We start from the raw sequence: 17,586 nt of genomic DNA on the forward strand, positions 1-17,586 counted from the left end.
TTGAGGTGCCGCCAGCACTGGGCCGCGTCGCGTATGCGCGTCAGAAAATAATCGTCAAGGCTCAGGCGCGCTGCGGCCTCCGTGGCAGCGTAAAGCAGGGCGAAGTCATTGATTTAAATAAATTTATATCTAGGGGTTGACGACTTCTCAAAGCACCCCTAGAATGCGCGCCACTTGCAGCGTAAAGCACACAGCGAAACGCGGCAGGGAGTGAATGTTGTAGCGTGTCCCCTTCGTCTAGTGGCCTAGGACACCGCCCTTTCACGGCGGTAACAGGGGTTCGAGTCCCCTAGGGGACGCCATTGCGGGAATAGCTCAGTTGGTAGAGCACGACCTTGCCAAGGTCGGGGTCGCGAGTTCGAGTCTCGTTTCCCGCTCCAATTTTAAGCAGCTTTGCTTCAGGGCAGGGCTGAGTGAAACCAGAAAGCATCTTCGGGTGTATTTCTGGAGCTGAAACACTACACCATGGTGTTTCAGGCAGTGTCCCCTTCGTCTAGTGGCCTAGGACACCGCCCTTTCACGGCGGTAACAGGGGTTCGAGTCCCCTAGGGGACGCCATTTGCGGGAATAGCTCAGTTGGTAGAGCACGACCTTGCCAAGGTCGGGGTCGCGAGTTCGAGTCTCGTTTCCCGCTCCAAATTCAAAGAAAACGCCGTTCGTATGAACGGCGTTTTTTTTTGCGTAAAAAACGCCGCGCGATGGCAGGGGGCAGCATGAAAATAATCTGTGTGCCGTTGAGCCGAGGCGCCATGTCGCGGCTGGATACCGATACCTGTACGGACGCAGACCTGCTAGATGTTCAGCTGGATGCAGAGGAATTCGAAGCCGTGTGGCGATCGGGGCTGTTCACGCAGGCCAATCGAGCGCTGGCGCTGAACATCGACGAGTATGAAGATGAAAGGATTCTAGGCACTGTGCAGTTGGCGGCATTCAGTGCGTTGGTGTCGGCCTGTATCGAAGCCTGCCCCGAGGTAGGTGCACTGCTGAAGGTGGAGGCGCAGGTGCGAACGGCACTCGAGCTCGATACCGGCGTGTACTTTTTCTTCTGAGCCCGTTCAAGCACACGCAGTCATGTGAATGCGCTTTGTGCGGGACGTGGTCATGAGGGCTACCTGCCAGTTCTGCTGGTCGCGCTGACAGGTAGCTTGCGCATCAGTGCTTACTGTCGTCGCCCGACATGCTCAACAACTGCTTCTCCTGGTTCCAGTCGAACGGTTCGTCGTTCTGCTCGGCTTCGTAGCGGCGTTCTTCCAGCTCCTGGTACATGGCCAGTTCTTCTTCCGGCATGTAGTGCAGGCAATCGCCGCCAAAGAACCACAGCAGGTCGCGGGGGATAAGGTGCGCGATCTGCGGGTAGCGCTGGATGACCTGGCAGATGAGGTCCTGACCCAGGTAGGTGCTCTCCGGGTCGACCGGCAACTGTTGCATCAGGTCGTCGAAACGCTCCAGAAACAGCGCGTGGCTTTCTTCCGGTACCTGTTCGGCCTCACCCAGGGCTGCAAGGATGGTGCGCAGGTGGGTGAGCAGGGCGAGGTGGTATTCCAGTTGAGCAGTGGCGTTGGCCATGCGGGCGATCCTCTAGAGCAAAATCGGGCGCGGGAGTATAAGGCTCCCCGCGCCCGATGTCCCGTTGGAGTGATGCTCAGCGCACCTTGCCCTCGGTGGGCAGCAGCTCGTCCTTGCTGAACGCATCCACGTCGATCACACGGCGCCGTGCGGCTTCGGCCTCGTGCAGGCTTTGAGCTTCGCCGGCCTGCAAGGTGTTGGCGTGCAAGGCTGCGTCGATCAGCGATTCGCCGGGAGCCGGCGCCAATTGGCCGCCCTTGTGGGCCTGGTGCAGCTTCTTGTGCAGCGGGGCGCTGGCCCTTAGCAGGTCGCTGGCCTGTTGCAACGCGCCCACCGGGTCGCTTGCATCGGTGGGGCGATAGCAGCCAGCCAGCAGTTGTTCGAGTGCCGGATCACCCTTGGCGCGACCCAGCAGCGCAGCAACCTCGGCATCCAGTTCGTCCGACGGGCCGGTATGACGGCGCCCGAACGGGAACACCACCAAGCGCAGCGCGCCACCGAGGAACCGATTGGGGAAGTTGTCGAGCAGGCGGTCCAGGGCTTTTTCGGCCTGGCCCAGGCTTTCTTCCATGGCCCAGCGCAACAGCGGCCGCAGGTACTCGGGCGAATCGAGATCGTGGTAGCGCTTGAGGGCTGCCGAACCCAGGTACAGGTTGCTCAATACGTCGCCAAGGCGCGCCGACAGGCGCTCACGGCGTTTCAGCTCGCCACCGAGCAGCATCATGCACAGGTCGGCCAGCAGGGCGAAGGCCGCCGCCTGGCGATCGAGTGCGCGAAAGTATCCCTGGCTCAATGCATCGCCGGGTGCCTTTTCAAAGCGCCCCAGGCCCAACCCAAGGACCAGCGTGCTGGCCGCGTTACCCACCGCGAAGCCCACATGCCTGAGCAGCAGGGCGTCGAACTCCTTGAGCGCCTGGTCGTGGTCTTCACGTGCTGCCAGGGCCATCTCCTTGAGCACGAACGGGTGGCAGCGAATCGCCCCCTGGCCAAAGATCATCAGGTTGCGCGAGAGGATGTTGGCGCCCTCGACGGTGATGAAGATCGGTGCCCCCTGCCAGCTGCGACCCAGGTAGTTGTTCGGGCCCATGATGATGCCCTTGCCCCCGTGCACGTCCATGGCGTGCTGGATGCATTCGCGCCCCCGTTCGGTGAGGTGGTACTTGAGGATCGCCGACAGCACCGAGGGTTTTTCACCCAGGTCCACCGCGTTGGCGGTGAGCATGCGTGCGCTGTCCATCAGCCAGGCATTGCCGCCGATGCGGGCCAGAGCCTCCTGAATGCCCTCGAACGCGGCCAGCGGTACGTTGAACTGCTCGCGCAACTGTGCGTACTGGCCCGTTACCAGGCTGGTGTACTTGGCGGCACCGGTACCGACTGCCGGCAAGGAGATCGAGCGTCCCACCGACAGGCAGTTCATCAGCATCATCCAGCCCTTGCCGAGCATCTCCTGCCCGCCAATCAGAAAACTCAGCGGGACGAACACGTCCTTGCCGCTGTTGGGGCCGTTCATGAACGCGGCGCCCAGCGGCAGATGGCGCTGACCGATCTCGACACCTGGGGTGTCGGTCGGGATGAGAGCCAGGCTGATACCCAGCTCCTCCTTGTCACTCAGCAGGTGATCGGGGTCGTAGGCCTTGAACGCTAGACCCAGCAGCGTCGCCACCGGGCCCAGGGTGATATAGCGCTTCTCCCAGTTCAGGCGCAGGCCCAGTACTTCCTCGCCCTGCCACTGGCCCTTGCAGATGACCCCGGTGTCGGGCATGGCGCCGGCGTCGGAGCCGGCCAGCGGACCGGTGAGGGCGAAGCACGGGATGTCGTCACCGCGGGCCAGGCGGGGCAGGTAATGGTTGCGTTGCTCGTCGGTGCCGTAGTGCAGCAGCAGTTCGGCCGGGCCGAGCGAGTTGGGCACCATCACGGTGGAGGCCAGGTCGCCGCTGCGGGTGGCCAGTTTCATCGCGACCTGTGAATGAGCGAAGGCGGAAAAGCCCTTGCCACCGTATTCCTTGGGAATGATCAGGGCAAAGAAGCCATGGGTCTTGATGTGCGCCCAGGCTTCGGCGGGAAGGTCCATGTCCTGGCCGATCTGCCAGTCGCTGACCATGGCGCAGAGCTCCTCGGTGGGCCCGTCGATGAAGGCTTGCTCTTCTGCGCTCAGTTGCACCTTGGGATAGGCCAGCAGGGTGTTCCAGTCGGGGCGGCCACTGAAGAGCTCGCCGTCCCACCAGACCGTGCCGGCATCGATGGCCTCGCGCTCGGTCTGCGACATCGGCGGCAAGGTTTTGCGAAACCAGCCGAACAGCGGGGCAGTCAGCCATTTGCGGCGCAGATCGGGCAGCACCAGGGGCACGGCAGTGGCCACCAGCAGCAGCCAGAAGATCGTCAACAGCCAGCCGGGGGCATGGCTGAATGCGCCCATCGCCACCAGGTAGACGGCAACCACGCCCAGTGCGGGCAGGGGGGCAACCCGCCGGTGCGCCAGGTAGGCAATACCGACCACCAGCACCACTAACCACAACAGCAACATATGCTTTCCTCCGTGAGCTCCAGAAATAGCTATCCGACAGAGCTTAGACCGCCTGTGCCAAACAACCCGTCAGAACAGTGACAGGACGTGACCTGTGGAAGTTCGCGTTTTCGGGCCGCGGGCCAGCGATTGTCAGCCTCGCCAGCTCGGGTAGACTGAGTGCCCACCGCCTATGTCAGGAGTCGTCATGCTGAAGATCTGGGGACGCAAGAACTCGTCAAACGTCAGGAAGGCGCTGTGGTGCGCCCAGGAGCTGGGCCTGGACTACCAGTCGATCGATGCCGGTGGCGAGTTCGGCGTGGTCGACGAGCCGCACTACCGTGCCCTCAACCCCAACGGCCGGGTGCCGATGATCGAGGATGGCGAGCTGGTGCTGTGGGAATCCAATACCATCGTGCGCTACCTGTGTGGCCGGTATGCCCCAAACACTGACTGGTACCCCGCCGACCCGGCGGCCCGGGCCAGCGCAGACAAGTGGATGGACTGGACCACGTCATCGCTGGCTACGCCATTTCGCCCGTTGTTCTGGGGCATCCTGCGTACCCCGTCTGACCAGCAGGACTGGGTGCAGATCAACGCCGCGCACAAGCAATGCGCCGAACTGCTGTCGATCGCCGATCAGGCCCTGGCCACGCAACCCTACCTGTCGGGGGAAGCGATCGGCATGGGCGACATCCCGCTGGGCTGCTTCGTGTATGCCTGGTTCGAGATGCCCATCGAGCGTCCGGAAATGAAGCACCTGCGTGCGTGGTACGAGCGCCTCAGGCAACGGCCGGCCTACCAGGCGGCGGTAATGACCGCGCTGACCTGAACCTGTCGATTACCCTGATAGTCAATATCGATACACTTCACTGTACTTGCGTGGCCTGGGCAAGCACCATGGCCACATTCGTCGCGGTCGGCCCTGTCTGACCGCCTGCCTTGTGAACCCTTCAACCTGGTGTGTAGACCTGCTATGAGTTCTGCTCTGTCCATTCGGCAGCTAACCAAGACCTACGGCAATGGCTTCCAGGCCCTCAAGGGCATCGACCTGGATGTCGCCGAAGGTGATTTCTTCGCCTTGCTCGGCCCCAATGGCGCCGGCAAATCCACCACCATCGGCATTCTCTCGACCTTGGTCAACAAGACCAGCGGCACGGTGAATGTGTTCGGCCATGACCTGGACCGAGAGCCAGCCGCGCTCAAGCGCTGCATCGGCGTGGTGCCCCAGGAGTTCAACTTCAATCAGTTCGAAAAGACCTTCGATATCGTCGTGACCCAGGCGGGTTACTACGGCATCCCGATGAAGGTGGCCAGGGAGCGCGCCGAGCAGTACCTGACCCAGCTGGGCCTGTGGGACAAGCGTGACGTGCCATCGCGCTCGCTGTCCGGCGGCATGAAGCGCCGCCTGATGATTGCCCGCGCGCTGATCCACGAACCGCGCCTGCTGATCCTCGACGAGCCTACCGCTGGCGTCGACATCGAGCTGCGCCGTTCGATGTGGAGCTTTCTGACCGAGCTCAACCAGAAGGGCATCACCATCATCCTGACCACCCACTACCTGGAAGAGGCCGAGCAGCTGTGCCGCAACATCGGCATCATCGACCACGGCACCATCGTGCAGAACACCAGCATGCGTCAGTTGCTGGGCACGTTGCATGTGGAGACCTTCCTGCTCGACCTCAAGCATGACCTGGCCCAGGCGCCGCAACTGGCCGGCTACCCGTGCCGGCTGATCACCCCGCACACCCTGGAAGTGCAGGTGGACAAGGACGTGGGCATCACCGCGCTGTTCGGCCAGTTGGCCCTGCAGAACATCGAGGTGCTGAGCCTGCGCAACAAGACCAATCGTCTCGAGGAGCTGTTCGTGTCCCTGGTGGAAAAAAACCTGGCGAAGGTGGCGGTATGAGTTCGGAACTGCGCGCCAACCTGGTTGCCCTCAATACCATCGTCTATCGAGAAGTGCGGCGGTTCACGCGGATCTGGCCGCAGACCCTGCTGCCCCCGGCGATCACCATGGTGCTGTACTTCGTGATCTTCGGGAACCTCATCGGCCGGCAGATCGGCGACATGGGTGGCTTCACCTATATGGAGTACATCGTGCCGGGCCTGATCATGATGTCGGTGATCACCAACTCCTACGGCAACGTGGTGTCGAGTTTCTTCGGCAGCAAGTTTCAGCGTTCGATCGAGGAGCTGATGGTGTCGCCGGTGTCGCCGCACACCATCCTCATCGGCTACACCCTGGGCGGCGTGCTGCGCGGGTTGGCGGTGGGAGTGATCGTGACCCTGCTGTCGCTGTTCTTCACCCATCTGCAGGTGCATCACCTGGGCGTGACGGTGCTGGTGGTGGTGCTGACCGCGACGATCTTCTCGCTGCTGGGCTTCATCAACGCAGTGTTTGCGCGCAACTTCGATGACATCTCGATCATCCCGACCTTCGTGCTCACGCCGCTGACGTACCTGGGTGGGGTGTTCTACTCCATCACCCTGCTGCCGCCATTCTGGCAGACCGTGTCGCTGGCCAACCCGGTGCTGCACATGGTCAACTCGTTCCGCTACGGCATCCTGGGCGTCTCGGACATCCGCATCGGCGTGGCCATCACCTTCATGCTGGTGGCCACCGCGGTGCTGTACATCGGCTGCGTGCGCCTACTGGTCAGCGGGCGAGGAATGCGCAGCTGATTTCTGCTTGCGCCTGCGCCACTGCCTGCCCACCCACCAGCGCCAGTAGAGCATGGTCAGGCAGTAGGCCAGCGCCCCCAGCAGCACGCCGCACACCACCGAGCCCAGCAGAAAGGGCTGCCACAGCGTCGACAACTGGTCGGTGATCCATTCGAAGGTGAGTTCCTCGGGCAGCGTGCGTGGCGGTATCTGCATCAGCCATGCCCCCACCTGGTAGGTGCAGTAGAACACCGGCGGCATGGTGATGGGGTTGGTCAGCCACACCAGGCTGACGGCGATGGGCATGTTGCCGCGCACCAGAACCGCCAGGCTGGCGGCCAGCAGCATCTGCATCGGGATAGGGATGAAGGCTGCGAAAAGGCCTACGGCCATGGCCCGTGCCACCGAATGGCGATTCAGGTGCCAGAGGTTGGGGTCGTGCAGCAGCCGGCCGAGAAAGCGTAAGGATTTATGTTCCCGAATGCTCGTCGGATCTGGCATGTAGCGTTTGAAAAGTCGACGCGGCATGTGGGCTCTCGGCGTTCTGAAGTGGCCAGTATGCACGGATTGTAAACAGCGCCAATTCAGACTTTGTGACAATTAATAAGCAAGGTGCGGGCCTGGGTGATCTAAGCCTCTGGGGTGAGATCTGCTCAGGAGCTTTACCCATGCGCACAAGGATGTTGGCGCTGGCCTTGGGGCTGTTGGCGCTCAACGTGCTACCTGCCTTGCCGTCGGTCGGCTGGCTCTGGGGCATCGGCATGACGGGAATGTTATGCCTGGTGTGTCGATGGGCAGTGCCCGGTCTGTTCTTGCTTGGTTTTGCCTGGGCCTGTTGCTCGGCGCAATGGGCGCTGGACGATCGACTCCGGCCCGAGCTGGAGGGGCGCACCCTGTGGCTGGAAGGTCGGGTAGTGGGCCTGGCGCAGCAGGGCCCACATTCGGTGCGTTTCGAGCTGGCCGAAGCCTCCTCACGCCGCGCCCAGTTGCCGCAGCGGCTGAGCCTGAGCTGGTTTGGCGGGCCGCCGGTCAACAGTGGCGAGCGTTGGCGCCTGGCGGTACAGCTGCAGCGCCCCTCCGGCCTGCTCAACCCCCATGGGCCTGACCAGGAAGCCGCCATGCTGGCCCGGCGAATCGGTGCCACCGGCCGTGTAAGGGCAGGTGAACGACTGGCCCCGGCCAGCCATGCGTGGCGTGATTCGGTGCGCCAACGCCTGCTCGTGGCTCAGGCCCATGGGCGCGAAGGTGCGCTGGCGGCGCTGGTGCTGGGTGACGGCGGGGCGCTGGCACAGGAGGACTGGCAGGTGCTCCAGGCAACCGGCACGGTGCACCTGCTGGTGATTTCCGGTCAGCACATCGGCTTGCTGGCCGGTCTGGTGTACGGCCTGGTGGCCGGGTTGGCACGTGTGGGGGCATGGCCCAGGGGGCTGCCCTGGCTACCCTGGGCGTGCGGCCTGGCGTTTGCGGCGGCCCTGGCGTACGGCTTGATGGCGGGCTTTCAGGTACCGGTACGACGCGCATGCATCATGCTGGCGGTGGTGCTGTTGTGGCGCTTGCGTTTTCGCCACCTTGGGGCCTGGATTCCCTTGCTGCTTGCCCTCAACGGTGTATTGCTGGTGGAGCCATTGGCCAGCCTGCAGCCGGGGTTCTGGCTGTCGTTCGCAGCGGTGGCGGTGCTGGTGTATGTGTTCGGCGGCCGGCTGGGGGCCTGGAACCCCTGGCTGGCATGGTGCCGGGCCCAATGGCTGATCGCGATCGGCCTGTTGCCGGTGCTGCTGGCGCTGGGGCTGCCGATCAGTCTCTCGGCACCGCTGGCCAATCTGGTTGCGGTGCCCTGGGTCAGTATCGCGGTGTTGCCCCTGGCGCTGGCCGGCACACTGCTGCAGGGGCTCCCGTTGCTGGGGGAGGCCCTGTTGTGGCTGGCTGGAGGATCGCTGGCAGCCTTGTTCTGGACACTGGCACAGGTGGCACATTGGCAACCGGCCTGGACACCGGTCGCCTTGCCGATATGGGCATGGTTGATGGTGGGCGGTGGCGCGGTACTGCTGCTGTTGCCGGGCGGGCTGCCGATGCGGGTGCTGGGCTGGCCCTTGCTGCTGCTGGCCGGCTGTGCGCCTCGCAACGAGATCGCCCATGGGCAACTGGAGGTGTGGCAGCTGGATGTCGGCCAGGGCCAGGCGTTGGTGCTGCGTACCCGTCACCATGCGATGCTGTATGACGCAGGCCCGGCCACCCGTGGCAGCGACCTGGGTGAGCGGGTGGTCGTGCCGACTCTGCGCAAGCTGGGGGTGCGCGAGCTGGACCTGGCGCTGATCAGCCATGCCCATGCCGACCATGCCGGCGGCGCCCTGGCGGTGCAGCGCAGCGTGCCGCTGGTGCGTGTGGTGGGCGGCGACCCGGATGAGCTGCCCGGGCAACTGCAGGCCCAGGCCTGCGCCAGTGGCGAGCAATGGCAGTGGGATGGCGTGCTCTTCAGCCTGTGGCGCTGGCAGCAGGCCGGCGACAGCAATCAGCGCTCCTGTGTGTTGCACGTGGATGCCGGCGGGGAAACCCTGCTGCTTACCGGTGACATCGATGCCCAGGCCGAGCGCGCCTGGCTGCGCGAGTCGACAGCCGGCCCGGTCGACTGGTTGCAGGCGCCCCATCATGGCAGCCGCACCTCGTCGAGCCAGGCCTTTCTCGAACGAACCCGGCCCCGGGGCGTGCTGATTTCGCGAGGGCGCCACAATGCATTCGGGCATCCGCACGCACAGGTGATGGCGCGTTACCAGGCGCTGGGTATCACCGTGCACGACAGCGCACTGCACGGGGCGGTGCGCCTGGTGCTGGGCAGCTTTGGCCAGGCGGTCGGGCAACGCAGCCAGCGGCGCTTCTGGCGGGAGCCGACATGACGCTGTTCGGCCCCGTGGCCCCCTATGGTAAAGTGGCGGACTTTTTCGAGGGGGTCGCTACTGTGTGGGAATTGGTCAAGTCCGGTGGCTGGATGATGCTGCCGATCATTCTGAGTTCCATCGCTGCCATGGCTATCGTCGCCGAACGCCTGTGGACCCTGCGCGCCAGTCGTGTCACCCCGCCGCACCTGCTCGGCCAGGTGTGGCGCTGGATCAAGGACAAACAGCTCACCAGCGAGAAGCTCAAGACCCTGCGCGCCGACTCGCCGCTGGGCGAGATCCTGGCCGCAGGCCTGGCCAACTCCCGCCATGGTCGCGAAATCATGAAGGAGTGCATCGAGGAAGCCGCCGCCCGTGTCATCCACGAGCTGGAGCGCTACATCAACGCACTGGGCACCATCGCCGCCATGGCGCCGCTGCTGGGCCTGCTGGGCACCGTGCTGGGCATGATCGATATCTTCAGTGCCTTCACCGGGTCCGGCATGACCACCAATGCCTCGGTATTGGCGGGGGGGATCTCCAAGGCGTTGATCACCACCGCAGCCGGCCTGATGGTGGGTATCCCGGCAGTATTCTTCCATCGTTTCCTGCAACGGCGCATCGATGAGCTGGTGGTGGGCATGGAGCAGGAGGCCATCAAGCTGGTGGAAGTGGTCCAGGGGGACCGTGATGTCGACCTGAGCGAGGGCAAGGCGTGAAATTCCGGCGCAAGCCACGGGAGACCGTGGACATCAACCTCGCTTCGCTGATCGACGTGGTGTTCATCCTGCTGCTGTTTTTCGTGGTGACCACCACCTTCACCCGTGAAACCCAGTTGCGTGTCGAACTGCCCGAGGCGGTCAGCGGCGCTCCGGCGCCCGACGCCGAGGCCAAGCAGCTGGAAATCACCATCAGCGCCGAAGGCGTGTACTCGGTCAACAACCACCTGTTGCCCAAGAGCGACCTGGGCACCCTGATCGAGGCCCTGCAGAAGGAATCACAGGGCGACACCAAGATGCCGCTGTCGATCAGCGCTGACGGCAAGACTCCGCACCAGGCCGTGGTCACCGCCATGGATGCCGCTGGCAAGCTCGGCTTCAGCCAGTTGCGGATGACCACGGTCGAGGCCGCCCAGGGGACACCTTGATGGCGCTTGCCGATCGTCTGTTGCATGCCTGGTATGCCGGCCACCCGGCATTGGTAATGTTGCGCCCGCTCGAGGCCCTGTACCGTCGGGTGGTGCGGGGCAAGCGCGAGCGTTTTCTGGCCGGGCAGGGCGACATCTATCGCGCACCGGTGCCGGTGCTGGTGGTGGGCAACATCACCGTGGGTGGCACCGGCAAGACCCCGCTTATCCTGTTTCTGATCGAGCACTGTCGCCAGCGCGGCCTGCGCGTGGGGGTGGTCAGCCGAGGCTATGGGGCCACTGCGCCGCAACTGCCGTGGCGCGTGCGTGCCGATCAACCGGCCGAACAGGCCGGTGACGAACCCTTGCTGATCGTGCAGCGCACCGGCGTGCCGCTGATGATCGACCCCGATCGCAGCCAGGCCGTGCGGGCCTTGCTCGACGCCGAGCCGCTGGACCTGATCCTGTGCGACGACGGCATGCAGCACTACCGCCTGGCGCGTGATCTCGAGCTGGTGCTGATCGACGCGGCCCGCGGCCTCGGCAATCGCCGCTGCCTGCCTGCCGGGCCGCTGCGTGAGCCGGTGGAGCGCCTGGATGAAGTGGACGCCGTGCTCTACAACGGCGCCCTCAGCGACCGTGATGATGGCTTTGCCTTCACCCTGGCCCCTACGGCACTGGTCAACCTGCGCAGCGGCGAGCGACGAGGCCTTGAGCATTTTGCGCCGGGCCAGGCATTGCACGCGGTGGCCGGCATCGGCAACCCTCAGCGATTTTTCAACACCCTGCAGGGGCTGGGCTGGCAGCCTGTGCCGCATGCGTTTGCCGACCATGCGGTGTACAACGCCCAGGCCCTGAGCTTCACCCCGTCATTGCCGCTGGTCATGACTGAGAAGGATGCGGTGAAATGCCGTGCTTTCGCCGCCGATGACTGGTGGTATCTTGCGGTCGACGCACTGCCTTCGCCGGCCTTCGTGGCCTGGCTCGACGCGCAGCTGTCGCGTCTGCTGCCCGGGCCTCGCCAGCCCTGACATTTTCTTTTTCCGGCCACAGGCCTGAGGAATATCCATGGACACCAAATTGCTCGACATCCTTGCTTGCCCGATCACCAAAGGCCCGCTCAAGCTCAGCGCCGACAAGACCGAGCTGATCAGCAAGGGGGCCGGCCTGGCGTACCCGATTCGTGACGGTATCCCGGTGATGCTCGAGAGCGAAGCCCGAACCCTGACCGATGACGAGCGCCTGGACAAATGAGCCTGGATTTCACCGTTGTGATTCCAGCACGCCTGCGCTCCACCCGTCTGCCGGGCAAGCCATTGCTGTCGATTGCCGGCAAGCCGATGGTGCAGCACGTCTGGGAGCAGGCGCGCAGAAGCAGCGCCACCCGCGTGGTGATTGCCACCGATGACCCGAGCATCGTCGCTGCATGCCAGGGGTTTGGCGCCGAGGTGCTGCTGACCCGTGAGGACCACCAGTCGGGCACCGACCGCCTGGCCGAAGTCGCCACCCAGCTGGGCCTGTCGGCAGATGCGATCGTGGTCAATGTGCAGGGTGACGAGCCGTTGATTCCACCGGCGATCATCGACCAGGTGGCGGCCAACCTGGCCGCGCATCCTGAAGCGGGCATTGCCACGCTGGCCGAGCCGATCGAAGACGTCGAAGTGCTGTTCAACCCCAATGCGGTCAAGGTGAGCACCGACCGCAACGGCCTGGCCCTGACCTTCAGCCGTGCGCCCTTGCCGTGGGCGCGTGATGCGTTTGCCCAGAGCCGCGAGCAATTGCCGGCGGGTGTGCCTTATCGCCGGCATATCGGCATGTACGCCTATCGCGCAGGCCTGTTGCAGGACTTCGTCGCCTGGGGCCCGTGCGGCCTGGAGCAGACCGAGTCGCTGGAGCAGTTGCGTGCGCTGTGGAACGGCGTGCGCATCCACGTGGCCGATGCCTTGCAGGCGCCGCCTGTGGGCGTCGACACACCTGAAGACCTGGAGCGCGTTCGGCGCTTGCTGGAGGCCTGATGCGCGTCCTGTTCGTATGCCTGGGCAACATCTGCCGCTCGCCGACGGCCGAGGGCGTGTTGCGCCATCAGTTGAAGCTGGCAGGCCTCGAGGATCAGGTCGAAGTGGCCTCGGCGGGTACGGGAGACTGGCATGTGGGCAAGCCGCCCGACAGCCGAACCCGCCGCGCTGCGCTGGCGCGCGGCTACGACCTGTCCGCACAGCGTGCACAGCAGGTGAGCGCGCAGGACTTCAGCCGGTACGACCTGATCCTGGCAATGGACACCAGCAATCTCGGCCACCTCAAGGCGCTGCAACCGTCTGCCGGTACCGCCGAACTGGACCTGTTCCTGCGCCGCTACGAGGGTGAGCTGGATGAAGTGCCCGACCCGTACTACGGCGGCGAAGAGGGCTTCGAACAGGTGCTTGATCTCATTGAGCTGGCTTGTAGCAAGCTGGTGGTCGAGCTGAAGGGCCGGCTATGAGCGTGCAGGTGCAATCGCAGGTTTCACTCAAACCTTACAACACCTTCGGAATCGAGGTGAAGGCGCAGTATTTCGCCCAGGCACACAACGATGACGAAGTGCGCCAGCTGCTGGCGCACGCAGCCGAACAGCACCTGCCGGTGCTGGTGATCGGTGGCGGCAGCAACCTGCTGCTGACTGCCGATATCCACGCGCTGGTGCTGCGCATGGCCAGTGTCGGTGTGCGGATACTGTCGGATGATGGCCAGCGCGTGGTGGTCGAGGCAGAGGCGGGTGAGCCCTGGCATCCCTTCGTACAGTGGACCCTGGCCCAGGGACTGTCGGGGCTGGAAAACCTCAGCCTGATCCCCGGTACCGTCGGGGCGGCGCCGATGCAGAACATCGGCGCCTATGGCGTGGAGATCAAGGACGTGTTTGCCGGTCTTACGGCACTGGATCGGGAAACCGGCCAGTTGCACGAGTTCGCGCTGGAACAGTGTGATTTTGCCTACCGTGACAGTGTGTTCAAGCGTAATCCCGGGCGCTGGCTGATCCTGCGGGTTCGCTTCGTGCTCAATCGCGCCGAGCACCTGCACCTGGACTATGGCCCGGTACGCCAGCGGCTGAGTGAGCAGGGCATCGGTCAGCCGACCGCACAGAATGTCAGCGATGCCATCTGCAGCATTCGTCGCGAGAAACTGCCAGACCCGGCCGAGCTGGGCAATGCCGGAAGCTTCTTCAAGAACCCGGTGGTGAGCGCCGAACTGGCGCAGCGCGTGCGCGAGGCGTATCCGGATGCGGTAGGTTATCCACAGGCCGATGGTCAGGTGAAGCTGGCGGCGGGGTGGTTGATCGAGCAGGCGGGCTGGAAGGGGTTTCGCGAGGGCGATGCCGGGGTGCACCGTTTGCAGTCGCTGGTGCTGGTGAACTACGGGCAGGCCAGTGGCAAGCAGTTGCATGCGCTGGCGCAGCGGATTCAGGCTGATGTGCTGGCGCGCTTCGGCGTCGCGCTGGAGATGGAACCCAACTTGTATTGACTGGGCGACTTGTTCGCTGGCAAGGCCGATTCCTGCGGGTTCGGCGTTGTCGGTGACACATCCACCACCAGGCAGCAGGCAATAAAAAGCCCCGCCAGTTTGCACTAGCGGGGCTTTTTAATGGCCGTCAGACGAGCGGTTTATGCTCTTCTGCAGCTTCCTGCGACTGCTCGGCAGCAGCGGCGGCCGCTGCGGCTTCAGCTTCGCGCTTGCGGCGACGCACTTCACGCGGGTCGTTCGGTGCACGGCCGTTGGCCAGCGTGACGACCGGTGCCTCAACCTCGGCAGGCTCGGCGATCGGTGCCTGTGCCTCGGCGACCGGTGCTGGCTCAGCGGCAATAACTGGCTCGGCTTCGACTGCAGCCGGCGCTTCAGGCTCGCTCGGCAGGGCGATGACCGGCTCGGCAGCTACAGGTGCCTCGACGGGCGCTTCGACAGCTGGCGCCTGCTCAGGGGCTTGAGCCGGTGCTTCCACCAGGGCCTCTACCTTGGCCTCGGTCTCGATCTGGGCCTCGACTGGTTGCGGAGCAACTTCGACGACAGGCTCGATGCTCGACTCGACTGCCTGCACCGGTGCTTCGAACGGTTGTTCGATCACAGGGGCGATGGCCGCTTGTTCAGCAACAGGTTCTTCGGCAGCGGGCTGTTGAACGGTTTCGTTCGACTCGGTGCTGGTTTCGACAACCACTGGCTCGACGGTGCCGGCCTCGAAAGGCGTTTCGGCCACGACGGCTGGGGTGTCATCGACAGCGGCAGTTGCACGCTCGGCCTGAGCGTTGGCCTGGGCCTCGGCGTCGGCACTGATGTTGCTGGTGGCAACGGCGGCAGTCACGGCCAGGCCGGCAGCAAGTTCCACGCCCGAAGGCTGCGCATTGCCTTCGCTGCGTTTTTCCGCAGCAGCAGGTTGTTCGCCAGCTTGTTCGGCGCCTTCTTCGGTGCCGTCTTCGCTGCCTTCGACCACATTGCCGTTGGCATCACGCTGACGCTCACGACGGTTGCTGCGACGACGCTGACCGCGCGAGCGACGACGTGGACGATCGCCTTCGGCGCCTTCCTGGTTGTCATCCTGCAGCAGCTCTTCGTTTGGCAGTTGCTCTTCGGCCGCATCCTCGACCGGCTCGGCCGGGCGTGGCTGACGCTCTTCGCGTGGCGGACGCGGTGCGCGCTCCTCGCGAGGGGCACGTTCTTCACGTGGTGCGCGCTCTTCACGCGGTGCACGCTCTTCACGTGGCTGACGCTCTTCGCGCGGGGCGCGCTCAGGACGTTCTTCGCGGACGGCCGGGGCCGGGGTGGCATCCAGAGGCTCACGCAGTTCGCGTACCGGGCGATCTTCGCGTGGGCGACGGTCTTCGCGTGGGGCACGCGGCTGACGTTCTTCACGCGGGGCGCGTGGTGCGCGTTCCTCGCGGGTCGAGGTCTCTTCACGGGCTTCGCGAGGCTGGCGTTCTTCACGCGGCTCACGTGGCGCGCGCTCGGCACGCTCTTCGCGTGGCTTGCGCTCTTCATCGCGACGACCGTTGCGGTTGCGGCTCTGCTGGCGACCGTTGCGACGCTCCTCGTTGCGCTGAGGACGCTCGGTGGCAGGCTTCTCGGTTACCACCGGTGCGGCGGCCACAGGTTCTTCCTTGCCGGCGAACAGGCTGACCAGCGACTTGACCAGGCCCTTGAACAGGCTTGGCTCTGGCAGGGCGTGTACCGGGGCGGCTGGGGCAGCAGGGGCTTCCGGAGCCGGTACCGGAGCATTGGCGCGGGCCGGTGCAGTCTTGACCGCGGCTTCCTGGCGAACCAGGGTGCGGGTGGCGGCAGCCGGTTGCACTTCTTCGGTTTCGGTCGCAGCGATTTCGTAGCTGGACTGGTTGTTCAGGGCTTCCGGGCTGTCGTCGCGCAGGCGCTGCACTTCGAAATGCGGGGTTTCCAGGTGGTCGTTCGGCAGAATGACGATACGCGCCCGGGTGCGCAGTTCGATCTTGGTGATCGAGTTGCGTTTTTCGTTGAGCAGGAACGCGGCGACCGGGATCGGTACCTGGGCACGCACCTCGGCAGTGCGATCCTTCAGGGCTTCTTCCTCGATCAGGCGCAGGATTGCCAGCGACAGCGACTCGACGTCACGGATGATGCCGGTGCCGCTGCAGCGCGGGCAGACGATGCCGCTGCTTTCGCCCAGGGAAGGGCGCAGGCGCTGGCGGGACATTTCCAGCAGGCCGAAGCGCGAAATGCGGCCGACCTGTACGCGGGCACGGTCGGCTTCCAGGCACTCGCGCACCTTTTCTTCGACGGCGCGCTGGTTCTTGGCCGGGGTCATGTCGATGAAGTCGATGACGATAAGGCCACCGATGTCACGCAGACGCAGTTGGCGGGCGATTTCCTCGGCCGCTTCCAGGTTGGTCTGCAGGGCGGTTTCCTCGATGTCGCTGCCTTTGGTGGCGCGCGCCGAGTTGATGTCGATGGACACCAGGGCTTCGGTCGGGTCGATCACGATCGAGCCGCCCGATGGCAGGTCGACGACGCGCTGGAAGGCGGTCTCGATCTGGCTTTCGATCTGGAAGCGGTTGAACAGCGGCACGCTGTCTTCGTACAGCTTGATCTTGCTGGCGTACTGCGGCATCACCTGGCGGATGAAGGTCAGGGCTTCTTCCTGGGCGTCGACGCTGTCGATCAGCACTTCGCCGATGTCCTGGCGCAGGTAGTCGCGGATGGCGCGGATGATGACGTTGCTTTCCTGGTAGATCAGGAACGGCGCTGCGCGGTCGAGGGACGCTTCCTTGATGGCGGTCCACAGTTGCAGCAGGTAGTCCAGGTCCCACTGCATCTCTTCGCTGCTGCGGCCCAGGCCGGCAGTGCGAACGATCAGGCCCATGTCGGCAGGGGCAACCAGGCCGTTGAGCGCTTCGCGCAGTTCGTTGCGCTCTTCGCCTTCGATGCGACGGGAGATGCCGCCGGCACGCGGGTTGTTAGGCATCAGGACCAGGTAACGACCGGCCAGGCTGATGAAGGTGGTCAGGGCGGCGCCCTTGTTGCCGCGCTCTTCCTTCTCGACCTGGACGATGACTTCCTGGCCTTCGCTCAGCACTTCCTTGATGTTCACCCGGCCTTCGGGCGACTTCTTGAAGTATTCGCGGGAGATTTCCTTGAGGGGCAGAAAGCCGTGGCGCTCGGAGCCGAAATCGACGAAGGCGGCTTCAAGGCTGGGCTCGATGCGGGTGATCTTGCCCTTGTAGATGTTGGCTTTTTTCTGCTCGCGTGCACCGGACTCGATGTCCAGATCGTAGAGGCGCTGGCCGTCTACCAGAGCAACACGCAACTCTTCGGGTTGAGTCGCGTTAATCAGCATTCTTTTCATGTAGTACCGTCGGTTTCCGGGC

16 protein-coding genes and 4 tRNA genes are annotated in these 17,586 nt (G+C 64.3%); 16 read left to right on the top strand and 4 right to left on the bottom strand.

The features are described 5' to 3' along the window. The first annotated feature begins 226 nt into the window (after nt 1-226). The 5 genes from JZZ72_RS11755 to JZZ72_RS11775 all read left to right on the top strand — a co-directional run bounded on the left by JZZ72_RS11755 (nt 227) and on the right by JZZ72_RS11775 (nt 1,049). A tRNA-Glu gene (locus JZZ72_RS11755) sits at nt 227-302 on the top strand. Between the two features lie 2 nt (nt 303-304). Continuing rightward, nucleotides 305-380, top strand: a tRNA-Gly gene (locus JZZ72_RS11760). Between the two features lie 102 nt (nt 381-482). Continuing rightward, nucleotides 483-558 (top strand) — tRNA-Glu (locus JZZ72_RS11765). A 3-nt stretch (nt 559-561) separates the two neighbouring features. Further along, a tRNA-Gly gene (locus tag JZZ72_RS11770) sits at nt 562-637 on the top strand. A 76-nt stretch (nt 638-713) separates the two neighbouring features. Continuing rightward, on the top strand, nt 714-1,049 hold the full coding sequence (locus JZZ72_RS11775) for a hypothetical protein (RefSeq protein WP_063612007.1): 336 nt from the start codon (nt 714-716) through the stop codon (nt 1,047-1,049). Between the two features lie 103 nt (nt 1,050-1,152). On the opposite strand, the gene JZZ72_RS11780 is transcribed toward JZZ72_RS11775, so the two are convergent. Beyond that, complete coding sequence (locus JZZ72_RS11780) at nt 1,153-1,566, bottom strand: PA2817 family protein (protein WP_043862897.1); 414 nt, start codon at nt 1,564-1,566, stop codon at nt 1,153-1,155. Between the two features lie 76 nt (nt 1,567-1,642). Then, entirely contained in the window at nt 1,643-4,090 is a 2,448-nt protein-coding gene (locus tag JZZ72_RS11785) for an acyl-CoA dehydrogenase (RefSeq protein WP_210014494.1), read from the bottom strand. Between the two features lie 187 nt (nt 4,091-4,277). Between JZZ72_RS11785 and JZZ72_RS11790 the strand changes: the two genes are divergently transcribed. The 3 genes from JZZ72_RS11790 (at nt 4,278) to JZZ72_RS11800 (ending at nt 6,754) form a co-directional block, all read left to right on the top strand. Then, nucleotides 4,278-4,901, top strand: a complete 624-nt coding sequence (locus tag JZZ72_RS11790) for a glutathione S-transferase (RefSeq protein WP_100634415.1) — start codon at nt 4,278-4,280, stop codon at nt 4,899-4,901. Between the two features lie 144 nt (nt 4,902-5,045). Beyond that, nucleotides 5,046-5,978 (top strand): ABC transporter ATP-binding protein, encoded by a 933-nt coding sequence (locus tag JZZ72_RS11795; RefSeq protein ID WP_043862894.1) that lies wholly within the window; start codon nt 5,046-5,048, stop codon nt 5,976-5,978. Then, nucleotides 5,975-6,754, top strand: a complete 780-nt coding sequence (locus JZZ72_RS11800; protein ID WP_058541067.1) for an ABC transporter permease — start codon at nt 5,975-5,977, stop codon at nt 6,752-6,754. Before JZZ72_RS11795 ends, JZZ72_RS11800 begins: the two co-directional genes overlap by 4 nt. On the opposite strand, the gene JZZ72_RS11805 is transcribed toward JZZ72_RS11800, so the two are convergent. Next, the gene (locus tag JZZ72_RS11805; RefSeq protein WP_043862892.1) at nt 6,722-7,261 is read right to left on the bottom strand and encodes a DUF2062 domain-containing protein; all 540 of its coding nucleotides are present in this window, start codon (nt 7,259-7,261) and stop codon (nt 6,722-6,724) included. The genes JZZ72_RS11800 and JZZ72_RS11805 overlap by 33 nt on opposite strands. A 140-nt stretch (nt 7,262-7,401) precedes the next feature. Here JZZ72_RS11805 and JZZ72_RS11810 point away from each other — a divergent pair, with 140 nt between their 5' ends. From JZZ72_RS11810 to murB, 8 genes are all read left to right on the top strand, one after another. Then, nucleotides 7,402-9,624: a DNA internalization-related competence protein ComEC/Rec2 gene (locus tag JZZ72_RS11810; protein ID WP_210014495.1), complete on the top strand. Its 2,223-nt coding sequence runs from the start codon at nt 7,402-7,404 to the stop codon at nt 9,622-9,624. A 62-nt stretch (nt 9,625-9,686) separates the two neighbouring features. Then, nucleotides 9,687-10,322 (top strand): MotA/TolQ/ExbB proton channel family protein, encoded by a 636-nt coding sequence (locus tag JZZ72_RS11815; RefSeq protein ID WP_162484877.1) that lies wholly within the window; start codon nt 9,687-9,689, stop codon nt 10,320-10,322. Next, on the top strand, nt 10,319-10,750 hold the full coding sequence (locus JZZ72_RS11820; RefSeq protein ID WP_210014496.1) for an ExbD/TolR family protein: 432 nt from the start codon (nt 10,319-10,321) through the stop codon (nt 10,748-10,750). Before JZZ72_RS11815 ends, JZZ72_RS11820 begins: the two co-directional genes overlap by 4 nt. Next, a complete protein-coding gene (gene lpxK / locus JZZ72_RS11825; protein ID WP_210014497.1) occupies nt 10,750-11,760 on the top strand; it encodes a tetraacyldisaccharide 4'-kinase in 1,011 nt (336 codons plus the stop codon). Before JZZ72_RS11820 ends, lpxK begins: the two co-directional genes overlap by 1 nt. Nucleotides 11,761-11,797: 37 nt before the next feature. Next, the gene (locus tag JZZ72_RS11830) at nt 11,798-11,983 is read left to right on the top strand and encodes a Trm112 family protein (RefSeq protein WP_003247142.1); all 186 of its coding nucleotides are present in this window, start codon (nt 11,798-11,800) and stop codon (nt 11,981-11,983) included. Beyond that, nucleotides 11,980-12,744, top strand: coding sequence for a 3-deoxy-manno-octulosonate cytidylyltransferase (gene kdsB, locus JZZ72_RS11835; protein WP_043862888.1), 765 nt, complete (start codon nt 11,980-11,982; stop codon nt 12,742-12,744). Before JZZ72_RS11830 ends, kdsB begins: the two co-directional genes overlap by 4 nt. Next, nucleotides 12,744-13,208 (top strand): low molecular weight protein-tyrosine-phosphatase, encoded by a 465-nt coding sequence (locus tag JZZ72_RS11840; protein WP_054915815.1) that lies wholly within the window; start codon nt 12,744-12,746, stop codon nt 13,206-13,208. The genes kdsB and JZZ72_RS11840 overlap by 1 nt, the downstream gene beginning before the upstream one ends. Next, on the top strand, nt 13,205-14,224 hold the full coding sequence (gene murB, locus JZZ72_RS11845) for a UDP-N-acetylmuramate dehydrogenase (RefSeq protein ID WP_100634421.1): 1,020 nt from the start codon (nt 13,205-13,207) through the stop codon (nt 14,222-14,224). Before JZZ72_RS11840 ends, murB begins: the two co-directional genes overlap by 4 nt. A 127-nt stretch (nt 14,225-14,351) precedes the next feature. Here the strand turns inward: murB and rne are convergent, their stop codons facing one another. Then, nucleotides 14,352-17,564, bottom strand: a complete 3,213-nt coding sequence (rne, locus tag JZZ72_RS11850) for a ribonuclease E (RefSeq protein WP_210014498.1) — start codon at nt 17,562-17,564, stop codon at nt 14,352-14,354. Nucleotides 17,565-17,586: the final 22 nt, after the last annotated feature.

This window comes from Pseudomonas palmensis (assembly GCF_017848315.1).
Taxonomy (GTDB): Bacteria; Pseudomonadota; Gammaproteobacteria; order Pseudomonadales; family Pseudomonadaceae; genus Aquipseudomonas; species Aquipseudomonas palmensis.